This window comes from Polaribacter batillariae (genome assembly GCF_017498485.1).
GTDB classification, from domain to species: domain Bacteria; phylum Bacteroidota; class Bacteroidia; order Flavobacteriales; family Flavobacteriaceae; genus Polaribacter; species Polaribacter batillariae.
In genome coordinates, this window is record NZ_CP071795.1 from 2,206,922 (window position 1) to 2,222,474 (window position 15,553).

The 15,553-nt window shown below is 31.7% G+C and carries 22 protein-coding genes and 2 pseudogenes; 4 read left to right on the top strand and 20 right to left on the bottom strand.

The window, feature by feature from the left end:
• Nucleotides 1–79: 79 nt before the first annotated feature.
• The 15 genes and pseudogenes from JL193_RS09555 to JL193_RS09625 all read right to left on the bottom strand — a co-directional run bounded on the left by JL193_RS09555 (nucleotide 80) and on the right by JL193_RS09625 (nucleotide 9,185).
• Complete coding sequence (locus tag JL193_RS09555) at nucleotides 80–1,276, bottom strand: IS256 family transposase (RefSeq protein ID WP_207970593.1); 1,197 nt, start codon at nucleotides 1,274–1,276, stop codon at nucleotides 80–82.
• A gap of 129 nt (nucleotides 1,277–1,405) precedes the next feature.
• The gene (locus tag JL193_RS09560; protein ID WP_207970594.1) at nucleotides 1,406–2,224 is read right to left on the bottom strand and encodes a hypothetical protein; all 819 of its coding nucleotides are present in this window, start codon (nucleotides 2,222–2,224) and stop codon (nucleotides 1,406–1,408) included.
• A gap of 9 nt (nucleotides 2,225–2,233) precedes the next feature.
• Nucleotides 2,234–2,473, bottom strand: a complete 240-nt coding sequence (locus JL193_RS09565; protein WP_207970595.1) for a hypothetical protein — start codon at nucleotides 2,471–2,473, stop codon at nucleotides 2,234–2,236.
• Between the two features lie 123 nt (nucleotides 2,474–2,596).
• Complete coding sequence (locus JL193_RS09570; protein ID WP_207970596.1) at nucleotides 2,597–3,037, bottom strand: hypothetical protein; 441 nt, start codon at nucleotides 3,035–3,037, stop codon at nucleotides 2,597–2,599.
• A gap of 2 nt (nucleotides 3,038–3,039) precedes the next feature.
• Nucleotides 3,040–3,543, bottom strand: coding sequence for a hypothetical protein (locus JL193_RS09575; RefSeq protein WP_207970597.1), 504 nt, complete (start codon nucleotides 3,541–3,543; stop codon nucleotides 3,040–3,042).
• 29 nt (nucleotides 3,544–3,572) lie between these two features.
• On the bottom strand, nucleotides 3,573–4,172 hold the full coding sequence (locus tag JL193_RS09580) for a hypothetical protein (protein ID WP_207970598.1): 600 nt from the start codon (nucleotides 4,170–4,172) through the stop codon (nucleotides 3,573–3,575).
• Complete coding sequence (locus JL193_RS09585) at nucleotides 4,169–4,384, bottom strand: hypothetical protein (protein WP_207970599.1); 216 nt, start codon at nucleotides 4,382–4,384, stop codon at nucleotides 4,169–4,171. The genes JL193_RS09580 and JL193_RS09585 overlap by 4 nt, the downstream gene beginning before the upstream one ends.
• 17 nt (nucleotides 4,385–4,401) lie before the next feature.
• Nucleotides 4,402–4,605: a hypothetical protein gene (locus JL193_RS09590; protein WP_207970600.1), complete on the bottom strand. Its 204-nt coding sequence runs from the start codon at nucleotides 4,603–4,605 to the stop codon at nucleotides 4,402–4,404.
• Between the two features lie 23 nt (nucleotides 4,606–4,628).
• Entirely contained in the window at nucleotides 4,629–5,144 is a 516-nt protein-coding gene (locus tag JL193_RS09595) for a DNA adenine methylase (RefSeq protein WP_207970601.1), read from the bottom strand.
• A gap of 102 nt (nucleotides 5,145–5,246) precedes the next feature.
• Nucleotides 5,247–6,139 (bottom strand): annotated as a pseudogene (locus JL193_RS09600) (IS982 family transposase).
• Between the two features lie 87 nt (nucleotides 6,140–6,226).
• On the bottom strand, nucleotides 6,227–6,424 hold the full coding sequence (locus JL193_RS09605; RefSeq protein WP_207970602.1) for a DNA adenine methylase: 198 nt from the start codon (nucleotides 6,422–6,424) through the stop codon (nucleotides 6,227–6,229).
• On the bottom strand, nucleotides 6,417–7,037 hold the full coding sequence (locus JL193_RS09610) for an IS630 family transposase (protein WP_207973381.1): 621 nt from the start codon (nucleotides 7,035–7,037) through the stop codon (nucleotides 6,417–6,419). The genes JL193_RS09605 and JL193_RS09610 overlap by 8 nt, the downstream gene beginning before the upstream one ends.
• Complete coding sequence (locus tag JL193_RS09615) at nucleotides 6,982–7,485, bottom strand: helix-turn-helix domain-containing protein (RefSeq protein WP_207970603.1); 504 nt, start codon at nucleotides 7,483–7,485, stop codon at nucleotides 6,982–6,984. The genes JL193_RS09610 and JL193_RS09615 overlap by 56 nt, the downstream gene beginning before the upstream one ends.
• Before the next feature lie 105 nt (nucleotides 7,486–7,590).
• Entirely contained in the window at nucleotides 7,591–8,064 is a 474-nt protein-coding gene (locus JL193_RS09620; protein ID WP_207970604.1) for a JAB domain-containing protein, read from the bottom strand.
• Nucleotides 8,065–8,084: 20 nt separating this feature from the next.
• The gene (locus tag JL193_RS09625; RefSeq protein WP_207970605.1) at nucleotides 8,085–9,185 is read right to left on the bottom strand and encodes a type IV secretory system conjugative DNA transfer family protein; all 1,101 of its coding nucleotides are present in this window, start codon (nucleotides 9,183–9,185) and stop codon (nucleotides 8,085–8,087) included.
• 525 nt (nucleotides 9,186–9,710) lie between these two features.
• Between JL193_RS09625 and JL193_RS09630 the strand changes: the two genes are divergently transcribed.
• From JL193_RS09630 to JL193_RS09640, 3 genes are all read left to right on the top strand, one after another.
• Nucleotides 9,711–10,589, top strand: a complete 879-nt coding sequence (locus JL193_RS09630) for a tyrosine-type recombinase/integrase (protein WP_207970606.1) — start codon at nucleotides 9,711–9,713, stop codon at nucleotides 10,587–10,589.
• 495 nt (nucleotides 10,590–11,084) lie between these two features.
• A complete protein-coding gene (locus JL193_RS09635; protein ID WP_207970607.1) occupies nucleotides 11,085–11,297 on the top strand; it encodes a hypothetical protein in 213 nt (70 codons plus the stop codon).
• A complete protein-coding gene (locus JL193_RS09640) occupies nucleotides 11,290–11,796 on the top strand; it encodes a hypothetical protein (protein ID WP_207970608.1) in 507 nt (168 codons plus the stop codon). The genes JL193_RS09635 and JL193_RS09640 overlap by 8 nt, the downstream gene beginning before the upstream one ends.
• 44 nt (nucleotides 11,797–11,840) lie before the next feature.
• Here the strand turns inward: JL193_RS09640 and JL193_RS09645 are convergent, their stop codons facing one another.
• The 3 genes and pseudogenes from JL193_RS09645 to JL193_RS09655 all read right to left on the bottom strand — a co-directional run.
• Nucleotides 11,841–12,176, bottom strand: a complete 336-nt coding sequence (locus JL193_RS09645; protein WP_207970609.1) for a single-stranded DNA-binding protein — start codon at nucleotides 12,174–12,176, stop codon at nucleotides 11,841–11,843.
• On the bottom strand, nucleotides 12,163–12,408 hold the full coding sequence (locus JL193_RS09650; protein ID WP_207970610.1) for a helix-turn-helix domain-containing protein: 246 nt from the start codon (nucleotides 12,406–12,408) through the stop codon (nucleotides 12,163–12,165). Before JL193_RS09650 ends, JL193_RS09645 begins: the two co-directional genes overlap by 14 nt.
• A gap of 37 nt (nucleotides 12,409–12,445) precedes the next feature.
• A pseudogene (locus tag JL193_RS09655) lies at nucleotides 12,446–12,616 on the bottom strand (single-stranded DNA-binding protein); the annotation flags it as partial.
• Nucleotides 12,617–12,796: 180 nt separating this feature from the next.
• Here JL193_RS09655 and JL193_RS09660 point away from each other — a divergent pair.
• Nucleotides 12,797–13,147 carry a hypothetical protein gene (locus tag JL193_RS09660; RefSeq protein WP_207970612.1) on the top strand — a complete coding sequence of 117 codons (351 nt, stop codon included), beginning with the start codon at nucleotides 12,797–12,799 and terminating at the stop codon, nucleotides 13,145–13,147.
• Between the two features lie 61 nt (nucleotides 13,148–13,208).
• Here the strand turns inward: JL193_RS09660 and JL193_RS09665 are convergent, their stop codons facing one another.
• Together JL193_RS09665 and JL193_RS09670 are read right to left on the bottom strand one after the other, a co-directional pair.
• On the bottom strand, nucleotides 13,209–15,065 hold the full coding sequence (locus tag JL193_RS09665; RefSeq protein WP_207970613.1) for a sulfatase-like hydrolase/transferase: 1,857 nt from the start codon (nucleotides 15,063–15,065) through the stop codon (nucleotides 13,209–13,211).
• Nucleotides 15,066–15,068: 3 nt separating this feature from the next.
• Nucleotides 15,069–15,536: a CBS domain-containing protein gene (locus tag JL193_RS09670; RefSeq protein WP_207970614.1), complete on the bottom strand. Its 468-nt coding sequence runs from the start codon at nucleotides 15,534–15,536 to the stop codon at nucleotides 15,069–15,071.
• Nucleotides 15,537–15,553: the final 17 nt, after the last annotated feature.

Genomic DNA, 15,553 nt, shown 5'->3' on the forward strand with positions numbered 1-15,553 from the left:
TTGGGGAGAGGTTGATAAATTTAAAAAAGGGACACTTTCCCACAAAGTGTGTAAGTTAAAAATTACAGGATTAAATTTTTCATAGTTTAATCCTGTTTTCAAATATAGCCAAAAATTGGTTAAGAATGATACCCCAATTTCTAATAGGCAATGTCCATTTTTTTGTTGATTCTCTCAAAGCTAAAAATACGGATTTAATTACAGCATCATCTGTTGGATATGAGAGTTTGTTTTTAGTGTATTTTCTAATTTTCCCATTTAAGTTTTCAATTAAATTTGTGGTATAAATAATGGTTCTGATTTCTAATGGGAAATCGAAGAAAACAGTGAGTTCATCCCAATTGTTTTCCCATGATTTAATGGCATAAGAATATTTGGATTCCCATTTTTCTTTAAAGTCTTCTAAGGCTGCTTTTGCTGCTTCTTTTGTAGGAGCTGTATAGATTTGCTTCATATCTCTTGTAAAGGCTTTTTTATCTTTCCAGACTACATATTTACAAGAGTTTCTGATTTGATGAACCACACATATTTGTGTTACTGAATTGGAAAAAATAGTTTTAATGGTGTCTGTAAATCCGTTTAAATTATCAGTTGCTGTAATTAAAATGTCTTGTGTTCCTCTGGCTTTTATGTCGGTTAAAACGCTCATCCAAAAAGAGGAAGATTCGTTTTTTCCTAACCAAAGTCCTAAAACTTCTTTTTTACCATCTACTCTAAGACCAACAGCAATGTAAATTGTTTTATTGATGACTTTGGAGTTTTCACGAACCTTAAAAACGATGCCATCCATCCATACAATCAGATAAGTAGCTTCTAAAGGTCTATTTTTCCAAGCAATAATGTCAGCTGTAATTTTATCTGTGATTCTAGAAATGGCTGAACTAGAGATGTTAAAATTATACAATTCCCGTATTTGTTCTTCAATATCTGTAGTACTCATTCCTTTGGCATACAAAGAAATAATCAGGTTTTCAACTCCATCTGCAGTGCTTTCTCGCTTTTTAATAAGCATTGGATTGAAAGTAGCATCGCGATCTCTTGGAACTTTTATTTTAGTTTCTCCTAAATGCGTCTTTATTGTTTTGGTTCCATAGCCATTTCGTGAATTAGGATTGTTGCTTTTTTGATGCTTATCGTAATCTAAATGTGCATCTAATTCGCCCTCTAAAATCTTTTCTACACCACGTTTGTGCAGTTGTTCTATAAAACTGGTTAGTTCTGAACCTGTTTTAAATTGTTTTAAAAATTCTTCGTTTAATAAATCTTCTGGTTTCATAATAAAAGTGTGTTTATAAATTTAGTGATTATTTAATCGTAAAGTTATTTCCGAAATTTTTCCTCATGGAGCAATTTAAATATTGCTCTAGAAAAATTTCAGAATAACTTTACTTACACACTTTTTGGTTTAGTACCATTCGACTTTCAATATAAAAATATCTCCAGGCACTTTAATCCTATTTCTCGATTTTGTTGGGTTGCCCTCTTCATCGATTTCTTCTTTTCTTATTTCATTACCACTTTCATCTAAAACCTTATTCTTCTTCTTATACCTATGTGTATCAATTAAGTAAACCTTATCAAGTTGGGTTATATCATCACTTTTTAAGTCATAATCTGCAACATATCCAGTATATAATTCTTTTCTATCATTTTGTTCACTTACTGAAACTAAAATATCTGCATATGTCATCAAAGTATTTTGGTCTACTCCTTTATTTCCTTTAAATGATATTTTGTGAGCCTCTTCAAATTTTTTCATATTCAGTACCTCTCCACTAAAAATATAATACCACTGATTTTTAAACCTGAAGAGCTTAAACTTTTTATCCCATTTTTGTAATCTTATAAACCTGCTGCAAACAAAACCTATAAAAGAAGAAAAAATAAAGGTTGCAAGTGAATATATAAAGAATCTAATAATATCGTTATCAATAAAGGTTTTTGTAGCTTCTTGTGTACCATTAGAACCATCAGAAGTTACATCTCTAAATATTACAAAAACATCTAAAAAACTAGATTCAAAGCCAAGAGAAAAGTGATAGATAATTAAACATAAAATTTGAACTATAATCCCTGGTACTATACTAAAAAAAATTGAATGTAGAACAGGGTCTTTGGTATTGAATTGTTTAGAAAACTCACCATAAAAATAAAATCTTCTAAATAAAATACCCGGAATTACAATGGATATAAAAAAGGCTATGAAACCTATAGTCAGATTCATAGCCTTTTATTATAAAATTGATTCTAATTTTGTTTTATTCCAATCTCCTGTATTGTGATAATCATCTACAGCTTCACGAAGTTGACTAGCCGTGTCAGGATTTTGTATAGCTTTTAAACCATCGTCAGAAATAACTTTTGTTTCAGTGTCAGAAGTTATATTCTTTAGTTTGTGATAAACGAAACCAAGGATATATAAAATACCAATGATTGCTAAAATACTTTCGAATGTATTTTTATTGTTTTCCATATCTTCTGCTAAATTATTTATTTTATTAGTATTAAAAAAATCTTTTGTATCATTTTATATAAAAATTAGCAAAAAGTATACCAGCCCCAAAAAAAACACTCAATCAAATGAGTGTTTTTGTATTCAATTTTCACCTGTCCAGATTTCTCTAGCTTTATTAAAACCACACCAACGATGGTTTTTATCAAACCCTCTTAAGGCAAGTTCATGACGTATAATTCGTTCAAGTGGTATTTTAGTTTCTAAAATGAAACGTAAAATTTCACCATCCATAACAGAAACCATTCCGATAATGCTTTCCCAATGAGGAAGTAGTTCTTCATCTTGTCGAATTAGATCAAGTTTTCTATAAGAAAGTTCAGCATAATCTTTTGGTAAAATATCAAGAAAGGAACTTTCCATTTCTTCTAAAGTAGCCTGTTCACAAACCGCAAAGTTTCTTTTAGGTCCTGGTATTACTCCAAAAGTAATTCCCGCAATTCGATACTTAAAGTTTAGCCACATTGCGTGGTCTATTGCTTTCTCTTCTGTATCGAATATGTCCAAATAAGTATCATCTTTCATAGTTATTTCTTTTTTGCTTCAGGTTCTTCTTTTGGAATTACTCGTCCATTTAAAGATATAATATCAGTACGTGATGACTTAGGGTCTGTTCCTTTTTTACGCAATAAACGTTGCGTATTAAATAAAGAGCGACATTTAATGTTGAACTCAGTATAATTAAAGGCATCTTCCTTCTTTTTAAAGGTTTTTACATACGCATCATACAACTCAACATTAGTAAGCTGATTGTCTTTAGCTTTCATAACAATATCCATTACTAAAGAAGCGACAGGATTCAAACCCCTCTCCGACTCCGAAAAATCGAAGCCAAGTTCTTCAATACGTTTGCGTTGTTCATCATCTGCATATTTTAAGAGTACTGTAACATCACGTCTATAATCTTTCAGACGATCTACCACATTTCTCTTGTTTTCTTTCGCAGTTTCAATTTGTGCTTCTGTTTGCTTCAGAAGACTTTGGTCGGTTTTGATGTTTTCAATTAAAACATCTACAATTGTTGCATTCATAATATTCAATTTTAAAATTAATATTTAGCTTAAGTTAATAGCCAAAGGCTATGTACCACGAGTTCATCTCGAGTAAATTTTTCTTCAATAATAATGTTGTCTATTTCAGCTTCAGCTTCTTCTTTGGTATCGAAAAAATAAGAAGGCTTTGTAGTAAGAGCATAGACATCTTCAGCCAATACATCACTTGCAAAAATGGCAAATACTCTTTTGGTAGTTCCTGTCTTTACAAGTAAACTTCTATAGTTTGAAGTGTCATATTCATCCCAATTCTCAACAGGTTTTGATGCCAGATAGTGAATTTGATTTTGCGTTCTTTCAAAGAACGCATCCACATTTTCTTGAGAATTACTAGGTGTTTGAGTCATTTGTTTTTCAAGACCATGAACTGTCCAAAGCAATACATTTAACTCGCTATTTATTAACTCGATTAGTTTAGAACGCTCCATAAATCCAAGCGCATTTTTGCTCCAAACATCACGATACAACCAATGAATCATTTCACGCAATTCAGAATCGGTGTAATAATTCATTAGTTCTGTATCTATTTTTACTTCCTTTATAGATTCTAAAAAAGGTTCTAACCTGTTTAAGAAAAATAAGATTTGTTTGTAGTTTCTAAGTTTCATTCGTCTTCGCTTTTAGGTTCACAATGATTTTCTATGGTCGCTAATAAGTGATTATAATCACCACTTTTAGCATCTTCCATCACTAGTTCAATTTCTTCTGGTGTCCAGCCTTCTTTTTTAGCTTGTCTTCGAAAGACCCCCATAATTACAAAGGCATTTCCATCCACTCCAATCAAATTAAGATTGACTGTTTTTTCAATTACTTTTTTCATTTTTTAGGATTAAGAGATTAGTATTTACAATATTCAAGAATGGTTGCTATCAAATGATCTTCATCATCATGTTTGGTAGCCTCAGTAAGTACATTTTGGATTTCTTCTGAAGTCCAGCCTTTTTCTTTGGCTAGATGTTGGAAGAGTTCTAAAGTAGCTTGCGTAGTTCCTTTAAAACCTCGAAAATCGAAGTCAATCATTTTGTTTTGTGTTGTATTCATTTATTTGGTTTTTAAATTTGTAATTATTCTAATGGAAAGTTTGCAGTAAGCACTTCCGTTTTGGTTTTATTCTTTTTAGATTTAGTTTGATTTGCAGATACTAATTGTTCAATAGATTTTGTATGCCAACCATTAAGATTTGTAAACTCCGTAAGAATTTCTGAAGGATAACTACTCAAAATGAATTTCCCTTTGAGTGATGTTAAAACTTCTAAAAGTTCTCTAAAATCTTCAACTGTGTAATTTCCATAGTGTCCCATATTCGAATTGAAATAAGGCGGATCCACATAATTGAAGGTCGTAACACTATCTCGTAGCTTTAAAATTTTTAAAGCGTCTGTGCACTCAATTTGAGTTCCTTTTAAGCGTTCTTTTAATGCTGGATTTAGAAGTTCTTTTTTCTTCTCCCAACCCATTGCTTTGGTTCCCTTGGTATAACAACCAAAAGAACCAATACGTCCAGAGAACCCCATATTTGTTAATACAAAGAATGCCCAAGCACGCTGTAAATCTGTAAAGAAAACAGGGTGTTTATACATATTTAAAGCCACATTATAAACGACTCGTGAATACGCAGTGACCATAATTTTAGACCTTAAAGCTTCAAAATCTTCGTGAAGCACTTTATAACCTGAGTTCGATTAATAAATTGTCAACTGATTAGACTTTACAGTCTGATATTTTATAGCAGGTTTTTTTGGTAAAAAGCTATATGCAATAAGACCTGCGATTATGTTTGACAAGAAATTAGTAAAACTTCTATGTCTAGAATGTTCAATTTGACAAATATTTTGAGTTCGTCATTTACGGTTTCAATAACAGAGCGTTTACGCAGTAAAATTTTATCACTCATTGTCATTAAAGAATTCTTCATATTGTTTTTAATATGAGTAATTAAATGCAATCCATCAGCAAAAAGTAACTGCATTAAATCTTTTCCAACATAACCTTTGTCCGCATATAACTTACCATAAATTTTATCTAAAAAAGACTTCTTTTTTAATGGCGTTCTATCATCAACATTAGCTTGGGTTATGCAGAAGTTTAGGATTTCACCTTTATCATTTATAACGATATGCAATTTAAAGCCATGGAACCATCCTATAGTGGATTTTCCAGTGGTTGCAATGCCTTTAAATACTTTATTATTCTTAATTCGTTTGGGGCTGCAAACTCTAACAGGTGTAGAATCTACAAAAGAAATACCCGTAGAATTACCTAAACAACATGTCTTTAAAAATAAAGTCATTGGCATGAGGTTTTGCTGCATGAGTTCTGTAAATCTATTGTATGAAACTGTAGCTGGGAAATCATCTTGCATATGCTTTTGCAAGTAATACACGTAAAAGTGTTTAAAGGTCCTAAAACCACTAAGCTGAAACAAAATGGTAATGGTAATTACCTCGCTATTTGACATAACACTGGGACGTTTTGATGGATTGCCTAAAAGGTGTTTACTGACTATTTGGTCATATTCTTTACAAAATTCATCAACAAGACAGAAAATTTCAGTAATTTTAGAGTAGATTATCATAGATAGATTTTTAGATTAATAAATTGAAATTCAATACTTTAATTTACTGAAAATCTATCTTTTTTACTAGAAAAAAATGCCTAAATTTTAATCGAACTCAGGTTTATAAAAAATAGTAACAAAGGAATCTGTATCATTAATAATTTCATTTTGCACTTTTGGTTTTAAAAAGAAAATAGCAGCACCGCCTGCAAACGCTTCTGTATAGGTGGTATGTTCTGGAATAAGTTCCACAATCATTTTTGCTAAATTCTGTTTTCCACCATAGTAATACCATTTAAACATTAAAAACGTTATAAAAAGATTTTAGATAAAATTCATATCCGGTTATAGACTTAATGGTCTTATTATCCATTTGATAAACTAGGTGCTCTATTTTGGATTCTAGTATATCTAAAGTGTCATAAATTTTCATTGCAATTTTACTTTTAAGGTATTGCCAAACTTTTTCAGCTGGATTTAGTTCAGGGCAATATGCAGGGATAGGTAATAAAATAATATTATCAGGCAATTTTACATCTTTAGTAGAGTGGAAAGCTGCATTGTCAATAATTACAATTTTTAGTTCCAAAGGATTACAGGCACTTAAGTCTGTTAAATACTCAATAAAAAAGTCTTTACACACAGTATCTGTTAGCATGCAGAAACTCTCACCGGTAATGGGTGAAAAACTTCCCCATAGCCATTTACTCTGATAACTATGTTTGTACTTTGCTATAGGTTTAACGCCTTTAGCTGTAATGACTCTTTTTTGTTTGGTGATTAATCCAAAACGAGATTCATCTTGAAAAAATAAATTGACCGATTCAAAGTTATTTTTATTTAGTTTTGTTCTAAATAATTTAAAAGTGTTTTCTAGGTTTTTTAAAAACCATTTCGGCTTTCGGGTCTTTTTTATAGTGTGACTTTCTTGATACTTTTAGCTTAGACTTATGTTTTCGCCTACAATGTGCATAAAGTGCACCATAATTTATCATCTCTGATAAATCTTCGGCTATACGAGCTTGTAACTCTATATAGGAAGTTATGGTGGTATCGCTATTAGATAATGTCTTGGAGATATAGGCTTTTGCTCTATCTGAAATATGAACGGTATTATTACCTCCGCTATGTATTTCTAATAAATTTGAAAGGCCTCCTGTTTCATAGTCTTTAATCCAATTGCCTATGGTGGTTGGACGTCTGCCAAGCTTCTTTGCGATCGCATTACGATAGATGTATTTCCCGGACTTTATGTAGTATAACATTTTTAAACGATCTCTTCGTAATTCTGTAGTGGTAGACTCATATAGTTTTCGCAATTCAACAGATTCTTCTTTAATGGATAAGGTAATTTTCTTTGGCATATTGAAAGATAATAAATTTTACCTCGAAAGATAATAAATATTATCTTGAATTCAAAGTTTAAATGGTATAAGTAATGGGTGTTTTTATCATAATAGGGAAGTGACTTACATCCATCCACTATCAGAAAAGGAAACAAAACCTTCAGAAGTAAGAATGAGATGGTCGAGTAAAGTAATATCGAGTAATTTAAAAGCCTCTTTTAGCTTTTGCGTTAAGTTTTTATCAGCTGTTGAAGGCATCAATTTTCCTGAAGGATGATTGTGCGCCACAACAATTGCTGATGCATTGGATAATAAAGCGAGTTGATAAATTTCTTTTACATTTACAGCAACTCCTGTTGAACTTCCAATACCAATCTCACTAATACCTAATACTTGATTCGCATTGGTGAGCAATAGCACCCAAAAGAATTCTTTATAATCAATACGTTTGTTGTCTAAAAATTCTCGAAGAATTCTTTCTGAATCTTCAGAACATTTTACAACTCGATTCGTATTAAAAATTGGTCGTTCATAATGAATTTGTACTTCATTAAATGTTGACATCTCTAAAGGAGATTCCGTTAATTTAGTTTTCATGAGTAAAAAGATTTATAATGTTAGAGAATGGTATCTGCACTAAATGGGGTTGATGGTTTTCCACCAATCATTAGTTTCAGATATATGGAATAGTTGGCAAGTGAGATAAAATCTTCTGTTTTAAAAGCAGGGTAGAATTCTTTTGCCATGAGTTTGGCATCCGTAATTCCTAAACGAAAAGCAACAATAGTACCTACGTTACCTAAGACACTTGCACGAACATTCGGGTCTAGTTGATATAAAAATTGATTTGCCAAAATTAATCCAATCTTGAATTTTCTGACTTGAGCCAATAATTCTGCAATAAGTTCTGTTCCAGAGATTGTTTGAAACTCGTCTATATATAAGAAATAGGGAACTCTATCTTTCTCTAAAATATCAATTCGAGAAAAAGAAGCAGAAGCCAAAGAGGTAAGTAACAATCCTCCAAGAATGTTAGCCACGTCTGCACCTACTTGTCCTTTAGCTAAATTGATGATTAAGATTTGTTTAGTATCAATAATAGTTCTTAATGACAATTGGTTTTTATTTTCAATGAGTATTTTACGAACTATTGTATGACTTAAGAAACCACCCAATTTGTTCATAATAGGTAGTAAATCGTTGGGCTTGTATTTAGGAAATTCTTTCAACCAAAAGGTTTTGATATCTTGGTTTCGTATATGAAGAATACATTCTTCACGATATGATTTTTGATGTAAAAGTTTTAGGATGTCCGAAAGCTGGGCTTTAGGCTGATCCAATAGTGTGAGTAAAATCATTCTGAGAATATGTTCCATTTTCATACCCCAAGCCGATTTCCAATTGCGTTGGAAAATTTCTAAAATATTTGAGGCAACTAAAGAACGTTTAGATGCAGAGACTCTGCGAAGTGGATTATATCCATAATCAAGCTCTGGATTGGTAACATCAAAATAGATGATGTTATTTTTTTTAAAACGATCTTTTAAGTTTTCATTGATCTCGCGAGAGGCGTCTCCATGCACATCAACAAAAGCAAATCCACGATTGGCTTCTGCATCTTGCATCATAAGACTTTTAAGGAGTGACGTTTTACCAGCACCAGATTTTCCAAAACAATAAAAATGAAACATTCTATCGGCTTGTTTAATGCCAAACATTTTTCTATCGTTTCTAAAATTAGTACGAGCAAAGTAACTGACGTCATACAAATTTGAATGATGCCAATACATAACAGGGAATAGAGTAAGAAGGAATAATTATTTAATTTTTGAGTCAGTTATAAAAACTGTGGAAAGAACTATTGCGTTATTTTAAATGTGTGGTACTTTTTAAACTTCTTAATAAGGTCTTTTTTACGTTCAACTTACTACTATTATACCATATTTTGTAGAAGGGAAACCGTTAAGCTTTTAAGCAAGAAAGTCGAACTCTTGCTAATTTTTATTTTATGAAATATACTATTGAAAGTAACTTAAATACAAAGAAACCTCGTTGGGCGAAAGCCTCGTTTATTTTTTGTACTATATTATTTAGTATTTAAAGTAAACTAAAGCAACAGCGCGTGTTTATTTATATTTCTTGATTCAAGAATAAGTAATTCATCTTTTTTGATGGAACTTATTTTTTGTTATTAGGTTATATAAAAGACCCGCCAGATTGCTTTTGGCGGGTCTTTTATGATTATGGATATTAAAAAAGCAATACAGATTTATTTAGATTGGAAAGAATCACATACAACCGTAGCCTTTAAAAATTATAAAATTCGATTGGCGCAGTTTGAACAGTTTATAGGAGAAGCAACAAAACTTAGAAGCCTTACAGGAGACGATGTTGTTGCCTATCACAAGAAAATGGAGCAATTTTATAGTTCTGCTACCATTGCATATTCTGCAAGAATTCTTAGAAACTTCTTTTATTTCTGGCATGGACGAAGGGAAGTCGATTTTAACCCCAAAGAAATTATTCCTATACGTTTCATTAACCCCAATAAAGATATCGTCACAAAAGACGATTTCCAAGAAATGAATGAACTATTAGATGAAAATTATTACGATGATCTAAAGAAGAAGTTAGTCCTGCATCTACTTTGGGATACAGGGATGCGAATAAGCGAATTATGTGATATTGAAATATCGCATATTAGTAAAGAAAATGAAGAAGGATTGAGAACTGCAAAAGTACGTAGTCGAAAAAGTATGCGCTATAATTTAGTTGTTTGGGGTAGACAAACCAATGAACTACTCACTAAATTCTTAGGAATACGAATATGTCAGGATGTAGCAACAGATAAGTTATTAATCAATATTAAAACAGGGAAGGCATATACCTCAAGGAGTATTCAACGTTGGATTAAAGAATTGGCTGATTTAGCAATGTTAGATAAAGATATTACTCCACATAGCTTTAGACATGGTAAAGCTAATTACATATTAGATGAAGGTGGAAGCGTTCGTGATGTAAGTGCAATACTGAGACACGTTAAACCAGAATCGTCATTTCATTATATGCAACTTTCTACAAAACGCTATTTAGATGTAGCAAGAAAATTTGTGATAGCGTAAATTTAGAAAACAATCATTTATAAAAAGTGATTGTTTTTTTATGAGTTAAATGTATAATTACAGACAGTACTTTCAGCTATGAATATTTAATCAATTTTAGTAATCCTTTATAAAGTTTATACTTTGTATTTAAGTTACTACCGTTTGGTATCTCTCTCTATACTTATAGACACCCATATATACCCCAAAGAGGGGTTTAAATTATATGGTGGTAACGTCGCACAAGCAACAGTTTTGCGACAGCTATGGTAAAATAGAGCTATCTTCAGAATGGTGAGCACCAAAAGTTATGACACTTACTGAGGTGATGCCCACCATTCTGGAGGTAGTAGGGACATTATATCCCTTTTTATTTAGATTACCTAACGTCGCACAACACCACTTGCACGACATAAGTCAAAATAATTATGAGATCTATCAAACATTTATTATTAAAATTATTTAGATATTGGGCTTAAGCCCTAAGGTTGATTGTACATAAAATTGAATTTTAGTATGACTAAATTTTATAATGTTGTTACTCGAAAAACTATCAGTAAAGAGAACAGCGACAAACATATTTATCACAAGGTAGGAGTTGTAAAAGTAACCGAAAATGGAGGTTGGTTTTTACAGTTGTATCATCAACCAGATACAGACTATATGATTTTTGCGAATCATAATGAGAATTTACCAGTAATTGATTTTGGAGCTCATGAAGTTGAATAACACAACACCTGTTCCAAATATATTTTTTGATGCACAGATTGGAAATTTGAGTGGTTCTGCGGTAAGAGTGTATTTAAAAATTGTTCGAAATCTTTTAGGTTGGCGTGATGAAAATGGAAACGTAAAACAAAAAGATTGGATTGCTCATTCGCAATTTGAGAAAACAGGTTTATCTAACAGAAGCGTTACCAATGGAATTCAGGAACTACTCGACCAGAATTTGATACAAGTAACGGATTACTTGAATAACGATTTAACAGACCCATTCCAACGTAAAAAAGCCAAAAGAGTATACTACGCTTTAATACTGGAAAACCAAGAAAAAACTACGTTCTACAACGAAAAAACAAAAGAAATACCACCGCAAGAACTACGTTCTACAAAAGAAATTTCTTTACCAAAGTACAACGCAAATGAACGTATTCCAGACCAAATAAGAATGGAGCAAATAAAACAAGAACAGCAACGTAAGCAAATGCAAAGAGACAACTGGTTATAGTTGTCTCTTTGTTTTTTGATGATAAAAGCTGACGCTTTTAAAAGTTATTTGTTTCCAAGCATCAACAGCTCATTCACAACAACTTCAGTAATATATCGTTTTTCACCTTCTTTCGTTTCATAAGAACGAGAAGTTAATTTACCTTCAATAGCAACCTCTTTACCTTTAGTTATATATTTCTCAATAATATCAGCTGTTTTATTCCAAGCGACTAGATTATGCCATTGAACATTATCAACCTTCTGTCCTGAAGCATCTTTATAACTTTCGTTTGTAGCAAGAGAGAACTTTGCTAATTTCTTTCCAGATTCTAATGTAATTATTTCTGGATCGTTTCCTAAATTTCCTATTAATTGTACTTTGTTTCTAAGTGAGTTCATAATATTTTGTTTTTAATGATTTGTGAATTCTTGGGTCGTAACCTATAAATTCTATTATTTTATTTAAGTTGTTTCCTTGAGGTTTTGTGAGATTATTTTCCCACTTATAAATGGTAGAATTGTAAACATCTAATTCTAATGACATTTCAAAAGCAGTATAACCATTTTCTAACCTATATTGTTTTAAGTAGTCTCCTATTGTAACTGGGTTAATGTTATAACCCCTAGGCATGGGCTTTTTGACGATTAATTGAATTTCGCATATGGTCAACCACATTGTGCCATTGTGTATCTGTAATTTTTTCTCCTTGTGCATTTTTATAACTTTCATTTGTTGCTAAAGAGAATTTTGCTAGTTTTTTACCACTTTCTAAAGTGATAATTTCTGGTGCGTTTCCTAAATTTCCAATTAACTGTACTTTGTTTCTTAACGTATTCATAAGATAAGGTTTTATGCACTTTTTTATGTTAAGTGCTTGTTTATAATTTGTGTTTGCCAATTTGTTTGACGATGCAAAGTTGCGACAACATGCTAATTTTATTCGGTTGCAAAACAATTACTTTCGGTTGTAATTGTTTGTAGTCGTTTGTAAACGGATATTTTATTGTATATTTACTACATGGAAACCAAAGAATGTTTAGAATGCAAAGAACCTGTAAAAGGTAGAATAGATAAGAAATTTTGCTCAGATTATTGTAGAAATGCCTATAATAATCGTGTGAATAAAGACAGCAAAAATTTAATTAGAAATATTAATAACCGACTTCGAAAAAATTATAAAATTTTATCCGATTTAAACGTTTCTGGAAAAACAAAAGTTACCCGAACGAAATTATACGACAAAGGTTTCGACTTTCAGTTTTTTACGTCTATCTATAAAACCAAAACAGGAAATACCTATTTTTATATTTATGATGAAGGGTATTTACCTTTAGAAAACGAACTGTTTTTATTGATTAGAAAAGAGTAAAAAGAAAAAAGTAAATGAATCGAAAAGAATTCCTCGAGGATTGTTGGTTGCAAGAAATTCTTTATTCTACAATAATCTCATCAACAAAAAACCAACCATTGTTTCCTTCTCCTTCATAATTTTTAGGAATTTTTCCAAAACCATTTATATGAATTTTTACAAATCGTGCTTTTTGCCTTGTTGCAATAGATAATTTGCCAGTAAGACTTCCTTTTTTAGTTGTTTTTATAGCTGAATTCGAAACCGTTGTTTTATTAAAATTTGTCCCATCTTTAGAAAAACTAACTTCAAAATTTATTGGAGGGTAAATCCAATTTGTTGGATCTTGTAAATACCCCAAATGAATCGTTGTTATAGGTTGCGTCTTTTTAAGATCTATAACAAACGCTAAATCTGCGCCTTCTTGTCCTACCCACTGCCCAGAACGAAAATCTTTATAACCACGCTTTCCATCGAGAAGTACATCTATGTTTTTATATTTTTTATGTAACTCTTTTATCGATTTTATTTTTTTACTTTTTCCTAAATGCTCAATAATTTCTACTTTCTTTGGTACATCATCTTCATAACCAAACTCCCACTGCAAAAAAGCCGCTGTTAATTCTTTTACTTTTTGTGGATATTTATGCGCTAAATTTTTCATTTCTGAAACATCTTCACTTAAGTTCGATAAAAATAAAGCGTCTTCTGTAGCATCTAATTTGCCTTTGTGTGAAGTATCTTTTGGATAACCAATAAGTTTCCAATTTCCTTTTCTAACAGCCCATTGATTGCCATATTTCCAAAAAGCCTCTTTTCTTGGTAATGCTGAATTAGAATTTTTAATCATTTGAGACAGGTCCAAACCATCGATATCTTTTGGTATATTTTTAAGTTCACATAAATTGGCCAACGTTGGTAACCAATCTACATTCATTAAAAACTCGTTATTTACACGATTTTTTGGCAACGTATTTTTCCAACTAATAATCGTTGGCAATCTTATACCACCTTCAAACAAACTGCTTTTTCCACCTCTGTATGGGCCTGAATTTCCACCACCACCAAAAGCACGAGTTTCTGTGGAGTAACCATTATCTGATTGATAAATGATAATGGTTTCTTCTCTAATGCCTAAAGCATCTAATTTATCCATTAAAAAACCAATTCTCTCGTCTATTGTAGAAATAAATGCGGCATAATCGCCTCTTGGTTTTTCGACATCTTTGTAATATTCTCGCCACTTTTTTGTAGGTTGATATGGATAATGAGGCATATTTATGGCATAATACATAAAAAATGGATGCTCTTTGTGATCTTCAACAAATTTTAAAGCCTTATCTGAAGCCAAATCAGGAAAATATTTACCTTCATAAAAAACTTCTTTTCCGTTTTCATATAAATCGTGAGTATTTGGCCCTGCCCAGTAAAAATAGTGCGAATAATTATCGATACAACCTCTTAAATGCCCAAAAGAATAGTCAAAACCCTGTGCATTGGGTCCCGTTTTTTTGCTCATTCCCAAATGCCACTTTCCTATATGTGCTGTTTTGTAATTGTTATTTTTAAACAATTCTGCAATTGTGTATTGTTCTCCAGGCATTCCATCAGAACCCATAACATGCGATGTATTTCCATGAACACCCGCTTTTTGAGGATATTTTCCCGTAAGTAAAGCGGCTCTAGAAGGTGCACAAACTGGTGCAGCAACATAGGCTTGTGTAAAACGTGTGCCTTGTTTCGCTAATTGATCGATATTAGGGCTATAAATATCGGAAGCTCCATAACAGCCCAAATCAACAGAACCTTGGTCGTCTGTATAAATAATTATAACATTGGGTTTTGCCTTTGTTTGTGCAATAGACTGTAAACCAATTAATAAAAAGCCAATATAAATAAGTTTTTTACCAAATAATGTATAATTGATGGTTTTTTGCATAGCTTACAACCAAGTATTTCCATCTACTTTAATGGCCGCTTTTAAAACATCTTTTTGACTTAGTTGCCCAATTAATTTCCCGTTTTCTACCACAGGAAATCTTCTTCTATGAGAACTAATAAACTTAAATGCGGCGTCGAAAATGTTCATATTTTTATCTATAGTATCTACATCTTTTACCATGTATTTACCAACAGTGTTATTGGTGTCTGCTGGCATATTGTAATATTTGCTTTCAGAAATATGTTTAATACAATCTGTTTCAGAAATAATACCAATTAATTCGTTTTTATCGTTTACAACTGGCCCTCCAGAAATTTTGTTCGCAATTAATTGCTCAATCACATGATCCAAAGAATCCTCCGCTTTAAAGGTTATTAAATTGGTGGTCATATAATCTGCAACTAAAATTTGCGATGCTTCTTTTGCCTGACTTGTGTCTCTTTTTCCTTGAAAACTCTTAATTCCCATAATAGTATGTTTTTGGT

Bases quoted from the DNA above. Each gene is read 5' to 3' on its own strand.
- JL193_RS09665 (WP_207970613.1), bottom strand. From the start codon at position 15,065: ATGCAAAAAACCATCAATTATACATTATTTGGTAAAAAACTTATTTAT.
- JL193_RS09575 (WP_207970597.1), bottom strand. From the start codon at position 3,543: ATGAATGCAACAATTGTAGATGTTTTAATTGAAAACATCAAAACCGAC.
- JL193_RS09620 (WP_207970604.1), bottom strand. From the start codon at position 8,064: ATGAAAACTAAATTAACGGAATCTCCTTTAGAGATGTCAACATTTAAT.
- JL193_RS09570 (WP_207970596.1), bottom strand. From the start codon at position 3,037: ATGAAAGATGATACTTATTTGGACATATTCGATACAGAAGAGAAAGCA.
- JL193_RS09595 (WP_207970601.1), bottom strand. From the start codon at position 5,144: ATGTATAAACACCCTGTTTTCTTTACAGATTTACAGCGTGCTTGGGCA.
- JL193_RS09580 (WP_207970598.1), bottom strand. From the start codon at position 4,172: ATGAAACTTAGAAACTACAAACAAATCTTATTTTTCTTAAACAGGTTA.
- JL193_RS09670 (WP_207970614.1), bottom strand. From the start codon at position 15,536: ATGGGAATTAAGAGTTTTCAAGGAAAAAGAGACACAAGTCAGGCAAAA.
- JL193_RS09635 (WP_207970607.1), top strand. From the start codon at position 11,085: ATGACTAAATTTTATAATGTTGTTACTCGAAAAACTATCAGTAAAGAG.
- JL193_RS09585 (WP_207970599.1), bottom strand. From the start codon at position 4,384: ATGAAAAAAGTAATTGAAAAAACAGTCAATCTTAATTTGATTGGAGTG.
- JL193_RS09660 (WP_207970612.1), top strand. From the start codon at position 12,797: ATGGAAACCAAAGAATGTTTAGAATGCAAAGAACCTGTAAAAGGTAGA.
- JL193_RS09590 (WP_207970600.1), bottom strand. From the start codon at position 4,605: ATGAATACAACACAAAACAAAATGATTGACTTCGATTTTCGAGGTTTT.
- JL193_RS09560 (WP_207970594.1), bottom strand. From the start codon at position 2,224: ATGAATCTGACTATAGGTTTCATAGCCTTTTTTATATCCATTGTAATT.
- JL193_RS09630 (WP_207970606.1), top strand. From the start codon at position 9,711: ATGGATATTAAAAAAGCAATACAGATTTATTTAGATTGGAAAGAATCA.
- JL193_RS09625 (WP_207970605.1), bottom strand. From the start codon at position 9,185: ATGTTTGGCATTAAACAAGCCGATAGAATGTTTCATTTTTATTGTTTT.
- JL193_RS09565 (WP_207970595.1), bottom strand. From the start codon at position 2,473: ATGGAAAACAATAAAAATACATTCGAAAGTATTTTAGCAATCATTGGT.
- JL193_RS09555 (WP_207970593.1), bottom strand. From the start codon at position 1,276: ATGAAACCAGAAGATTTATTAAACGAAGAATTTTTAAAACAATTTAAA.
- JL193_RS09650 (WP_207970610.1), bottom strand. From the start codon at position 12,408: ATGCCTAGGGGTTATAACATTAACCCAGTTACAATAGGAGACTACTTA.
- JL193_RS09605 (WP_207970602.1), bottom strand. From the start codon at position 6,424: ATGTTTAAATGGTATTACTATGGTGGAAAACAGAATTTAGCAAAAATG.
- JL193_RS09615 (WP_207970603.1), bottom strand. From the start codon at position 7,485: ATGCCAAAGAAAATTACCTTATCCATTAAAGAAGAATCTGTTGAATTG.
- JL193_RS09645 (WP_207970609.1), bottom strand. From the start codon at position 12,176: ATGAACTCACTTAGAAACAAAGTACAATTAATAGGAAATTTAGGAAAC.